The following is a 5,442-nucleotide window of genomic DNA, read 5'->3' as shown; positions in this document are numbered from 1 at the left end:
AGGAATGATTTGTGGAGCCTTAATTAGACAGGCTGGTCAAACTGACATATTAGCTAAGGCATCCATAAAAAATCTCTCTTGATTTGCACATTCTTTTGTATAAAACCCACTAACTACCGATAATATGTTTGCGACGATCGCCTGAGAAATCCTGCAATAATGCCATCAATGCCGGAACTACCGTGGGAGTAAGGATGGTGGAAAATGCTAACCCACCAGTCAGCGCAATTCCCAGCCCTCGATCGAATGCCGATCGCTGTCTGGGAAAGATTGCTAGCGGTACTATGCCTAAGATGCTCGTACCTACGGACATAAAGATCGGTAGTAATCGATCGTGCGCTACATTGTAGCGATCTACAGACATCTTGAACGATCCGTACTCATCCGATCTGGAAGAATACAACCCATCATCTACAATTGAGTGAGACGAAATATTATCCTTTGAACTTAGACTGAGGCTTTTTTATGTTAAATGTGACGGTTGACGAAATTCAGCGCGATCCCTCAAAATATTTGCGTCAAGTGGAGGCAGGTGAAACTTTTGTCATTCTTCAAGCAGATAAAGCGATCGCTGAACTTAGACCTATTTCGTTAAGTGCTAAGCAGTTACGACCTTTTGGTCTGTGTGCTGGTGAGTTCACCGTCCCTGAAGATTTTGATGAACCCTTGCCAGAAGAAATTTTGAGCGCGTTTGAGGGCAAATGAGAATTTTGCTAGATACACATATTTTTTTGTGGTTCATCAGTGGCGATAGTCAGTTACCCACTGCTGTTCGGGATGCGATTCGCAATCCAGACAATGAGGTCTATTTAAGTGCAATTTCGGTCTGGGAAGCAATTGTCAAATACCAGTTGGGCAAATTACCTCTGCCAGAGCATCCCGAAACATATTTACCCAAGCAGCGCGATCTACATCAAATTGCCAGTCTTGCTCTTGATGAAAGCAGTGTGATGCAACTGGCTAAATTGCCCCCATTACATCGCGATCCATTTGACAGAATGCTTATCTGTCAAGCCTTGCAAAACGATCTCACAATTGCGACAGTAGATTCAGCCGTTCGTGCTTACCCAGTCAGCATAATGTAGCGACGCAGCCCAACAACGCTGTTGCAGTAGACTGCCAAAACTCACTGATATGGAGGCGAAGGATGTTTGCAGCCTCTGAACAGCAACGTTATAACGAAGCTACTAATCTTCGATCGACCATCAATCCAATTTATAAAATCCACTAACTACCAATAATATGTTTGCGACGATCGCCTGAGAAATCCTGCAATAATGCCATTAATGCCGGAACTACAGTCGGGGTGAGGATGGTAGAAAATGCCAACCCGCCAGCGATCGCAATTCCCAGCCCTCGATCGAATTCCGATCCCTGTCTGGGAAAGATTGCTAGCGGTACTATTCCCAAGATGCTCATACCTACGGACATAAAGATCGATTGCAATCGATCGCGCGTTGCATTGTAGACGGATTCAGATTTGGGATCTTTCGATCGGGAGATCCCGAACCTAATATATTAAAAGCTATTACAAACAATCTCGAAATCGAGCGACCAGCTTTTAGGGTGATTAGACTGAATTTATTCTGGCTAAGGAACGAGGATTAAATAACGTGCAATTCCTCAGTCGGTAGGGGCAATTCATGAATTGCCCCTACCGACGGTTCGAGCAATGCTAGATCTGTATATTATTAAATCCTCATTCCTAAATACCCAAATCGGGGGTGTTAGGTGGAAATTTGTCCATCTAACTACTCCAAATGAGGGTATTAGACTGACAGCATCAGTCTAAATAATAGTTGTACCGCTTAGATTATTTGTGAAGAACGCGCTGTTAGATTTTCGATCTTATAAAAGAGAGTATCCATTGATTGGTTAGAGCTATGACTGGTATCCACGGGATTATTAGACAGTTTTATCAGCAAAAGTTAGAAGAGTGCAATTACGGCTTGGAAGCTGTCTGGGACTCCTGCAAAGATTCACAAATTGCTAGATTGGAGTTACTGGAATCAGGAGATGGTTCTGTTTTTGATACAGTTGAAATAGAGTTGATTAATCAGGAAGCTCCAGCACCAATTCAGTTGGCCTTTGAACGGCATATATGGCTGTCGCAGCATTGCCTAAGTGATGTTTATGTTGTAGAAATTTTAACCGAAGTTGGTATGACCTATGCGCTGCTGGTTGAAGGCTATGTGAGCGATGGTTGGGATGGTGGCTGTCATTTGATTGAGGTGTTTGATGAAGTTGGAGGCTTTGTTGGTGCGGCAGTCTGTGATGAAGATTTTGTCTGGCTAGATCAGCCATTTGATGGCGATGCTTTTCCTGGAAGTCCGCCCTGCCATTGGACAGGTAGCCCAACCGTTAGTGAGAGTACTATCTGGTCAGTTGAGAAAGCCTCACGTACCGAGAAGAGTGGAAATATCACTCTACTGGTCATGCCTTGGGCTGATTCTCTGGAATAGTCGCCAGCAGTACAACAACCCGGATGCAGCGGACTCACAAGATCGATCTATAATAAGCGTAACGTGGCTTCGAGCCGCTGATCCAGAACGTTATAAAGATCGCCAATGCAATTTATAAAACCCACTAACTACCAATAATATGTTTGCGACGATCGCCTGAGAAATCCTGCAATAATGCCATCAATGCGGGGACTACAGTCGGGGTGAGGATCGTTGAGAATGCTAACCCCCCAGTGAGCGCAATTCCCAGCCCTTGATACAATTCCGATCCCTGTCCAGGAAATAATGCTAGGGGAATTATCCCCAAGATGCTCGTACCTGCGGACATAAAGATCGGTCTCAAGCGATCGCGTGTCGCATTATAGAGCGATTCGTCGTATTTTTGTCCCTCTTCCTGAAGTTGAAGCACGCGCTCCACAATTAGGATGGCATTATTGACGACAACCCCAGTCAAAATCAAGAATCCCAGTCCCGTAATCATATCCAATGGCACGATCACACCGGGAATCCAATTGGCAACCACCAGACTCAAGAGTGCGCCAGTCAATCCCATCGGTACCGTTGCCATAATCACCAACGGATACAGGAACGATCGATATAGAGCCACTAGCAGTAAGTAGGTAATAATTACCGAGAATGCGAAGGCAGCGGCAAGTTGACCGACGGTTTCCGACAATCGATCGGCAGAACCCGCCAATTCTAAGCGAAATTCTGGCGGTAGTTTGGTGCGTAAGGGGGCGAGGATTTGGGATTCGGTTTGGCTCACGATCTGTCCCAAGGGGGCGGCGGGAGTCAGGCTGACGGTGAGGGTGGTGGAGCGTTCTAAGTCTACATGATTGATTACGCCAGGGCCGATGGTTTCTTTGACGGTGGCGACATCAGCAAGCTGGAGTTGTCCGCCGCTGGCGGTTGGTGTCGTTGCGGCAGTTGTGGATGATGTGTTGCCAGGAGCTGGGGCTGTCGTCTGGGGAATCCGCGCGCTGTAGAGCGATAATTGCCGCAACTGTTCGGGTGTTTTGACAAAGATATTTTGCAACTGGACGGTGACATCGAGTTCTTCTTTGCCGTCGATAAATTGTGATGCAAAGCGTCCGCCCAGAGCCGCTTCCACCATCGCACCAACTTCTGATTCTGAGAGTCCCACCTCGGCGAGGCGTTCGTGATTGGGAATTACTTGTAGTTGGGGCGCACCGTCGATCGCATTGGAACGGGCATTGGCTACTCCTGGTAGGGCGGAGATTTGCTTGATTAACTGTTGTTCTAACTGGTTGAGTCGAGTGAGATCGGGGCCGATAATTTGCACCTCAAAGGATTTACCCGGATCGTTGAAGATCGGGAACCGGATCGGGAACATGAATTTATAGCCAGGATACCCGAAGCTTTTGCCAGCCAAGCGTTTTTCCATATCTGCCAGTCCGCCGCCCGTGGCTGAATCAGGTTTCAAGGACATCCCAATCCCGCGAAACTGGGCAAAGTTGGCAAAAAAGGTGCTGGAGATTTCGGGTTGCTGTTTGAGATAGGATCGCGCTGGAGCCGACAGCCTGACGGCTTCGGGGACGCTGGTACCAGGAAAGTTCTCGGTCAACCAAAATACAAAATTGAGGTTGCCTTGGGGCAGATAATCGGCTGAGGGGAGCAAGAAAATACTCGACACCAATAACACGATCGGAATCGATAATAATGCCAGTCTGCGGAGAATCCGACCCGGCCCCAATGCCCATCCCACTGTTGCTAGCAAAAAGCTTTCTAATTTGCTCTGCACCCGTCGAAATCCGGTGGAAGTACGGACGATCGATCCTTCCAGCCAGTTGCGGCGGACTTGCGGCTGCTCGGCAGGATTGGCATCGCCCACTTGAAACGTTTGCTGCGCCTCGGCGGGATCGAGTACCAGACTTGCCAGCATCGGTAGGAATGTCAAGCAGGCAAACATCGATAATACTGCCGCCGCCGTAATCGTAATTGCCATATCGATAAATAACTGCGAGACTTCGCCCGTTACCAGCACCAACGGCGCAAATACGGCCACGTTGGCTAATGTTGCCGCCACAATTGCCCCGCTGACTTCCTGGGTGCCGTCGATCGTCGCTTGCAGGCGATCTTTGCCCTGCTGCATGTGGGTGAAAATATTTTCGATGACGACGATCGCATTATCGACCACCATCCCCGCTGCAAACCCCAATGCCGCTAAACTGATAATATTGAGCGATCGACCCAAAACGGCACTGACGATGAACGTGACAATCATCGCGATCGGAATGCTAATCGCCACCACTACCACCGTCCGCAGCGAACCCAAGAATAATAGCAGTACCAAAATCGCCAGCACGCCACCCGTAATTAAATCGCCGCGCACATTCTCCACCGACTGCTCGATGTAAGTACTCTCATCGTAGAGAATCTCAAAAGCCACGCCGAGTTTTTGCCGATCGAACTGGGCTTCTAAATTCGCCAACACCTCCTTGACACCCCTGGCTACCTCCGGCACATTCGCCCCCACGCGGCGGATGATCCCAATCCCCGCCGAGGGCGCATCATTAAATAAAAACGCACTGTCTTGGAACTTGCGCCCCATTTCGACAGTAGCCACATCGCGGAGATATACCGTCCCAGAGTCATCGCGCCGCAGCACGAAGCTTTCAAGCTGTTTAATTGCTTGGGCGCGGTTGACCGTCCGCACTTGATATTCGCGTTTGCCGATGACTAGAGGGCCACCGCGAATATCGCGATTATTGGTACTCAACGTACTGGTAACATTAGTCAGGCTGAGATTGCGATCGGCCAAAGCTTTGGGATCGACTAATACTTCCACCTCCCGCTCCTGCCCGCCGATTATAAAAAATCGACTCGTGCCTTCCACGCGGCGGAGTGCGGGTTCGATCGTTTCGTCAATCAAGTCGCGATAACGGTTAGAGTCAGTCTGAAATCCTGGTTTGGGCTTGAGCACCAACCAGATCATCGGATTATTGTTGCCGCTGGCGAC

General features: G+C 48.7%; 5 protein-coding genes and 1 pseudogene. 3 read left to right on the top strand and 3 right to left on the bottom strand.

Annotation, left to right across the window (positions count from 1 at the left end; genetic code table 11):
• Window positions 1-109: 109 nt before the first annotated feature.
• On the bottom strand, window positions 110-364 hold the full coding sequence (locus RMO35_RS13605) for an efflux RND transporter permease subunit (RefSeq protein ID WP_309741836.1): 255 nt from the start codon (window positions 362-364) through the stop codon (window positions 110-112).
• Between the two features lie 101 nt (window positions 365-465).
• Here RMO35_RS13605 and RMO35_RS13600 point away from each other — a divergent pair, with 101 nt between their 5' ends.
• Both RMO35_RS13600 and RMO35_RS13595 read left to right on the top strand, forming a co-directional pair.
• The gene (locus tag RMO35_RS13600) at window positions 466-705 is read left to right on the top strand and encodes a type II toxin-antitoxin system Phd/YefM family antitoxin (RefSeq protein WP_309741835.1); all 240 of its coding nucleotides are present in this window, start codon (window positions 466-468) and stop codon (window positions 703-705) included.
• Window positions 702-1,085, top strand: coding sequence for a type II toxin-antitoxin system VapC family toxin (locus RMO35_RS13595; RefSeq protein ID WP_309741834.1), 384 nt, complete (start codon window positions 702-704; stop codon window positions 1,083-1,085). The genes RMO35_RS13600 and RMO35_RS13595 overlap by 4 nt, the downstream gene beginning before the upstream one ends.
• 142 nt (window positions 1,086-1,227) lie before the next feature.
• On the opposite strand, the pseudogene RMO35_RS13590 reads toward RMO35_RS13595, so the two are convergent.
• A pseudogene (locus tag RMO35_RS13590) lies at window positions 1,228-1,473 on the bottom strand (efflux RND transporter permease subunit); the annotation flags it as partial.
• A 410-nt stretch (window positions 1,474-1,883) separates the two neighbouring features.
• On the opposite strand from RMO35_RS13590, the gene RMO35_RS13585 reads away from it, so the two are divergent.
• Complete coding sequence (locus RMO35_RS13585; RefSeq protein ID WP_309741833.1) at window positions 1,884-2,462, top strand: hypothetical protein; 579 nt, start codon at window positions 1,884-1,886, stop codon at window positions 2,460-2,462.
• Window positions 2,463-2,586: 124 nt separating this feature from the next.
• Here the strand turns inward: RMO35_RS13585 and RMO35_RS13580 are convergent.
• The coding region (locus RMO35_RS13580; protein ID WP_309741832.1) for an efflux RND transporter permease subunit at window positions 2,587-5,442 on the bottom strand (2,856 nt) is incomplete at its 5' end.

It is taken from the genome of Chamaesiphon sp. OTE_20_metabat_361, assembly GCF_031364565.1.
The sequence above is the reverse complement of the archived record's forward strand: the minus strand, read 5'-3'. Positions and strand labels throughout refer to the sequence as shown.

Excerpts from the sequence above, each read along its gene's own strand:
- RMO35_RS13605 (WP_309741836.1), bottom strand. The coding sequence starts at position 364 with ATGTCTGTAGATCGCTACAATGTAGCGCACGATCGATTACTACCGATC.
- RMO35_RS13600 (WP_309741835.1), top strand. The coding sequence starts at position 466 with ATGTTAAATGTGACGGTTGACGAAATTCAGCGCGATCCCTCAAAATAT.
- RMO35_RS13595 (WP_309741834.1), top strand. The coding sequence starts at position 702 with ATGAGAATTTTGCTAGATACACATATTTTTTTGTGGTTCATCAGTGGC.
- RMO35_RS13585 (WP_309741833.1), top strand. The coding sequence starts at position 1,884 with ATGACTGGTATCCACGGGATTATTAGACAGTTTTATCAGCAAAAGTTA.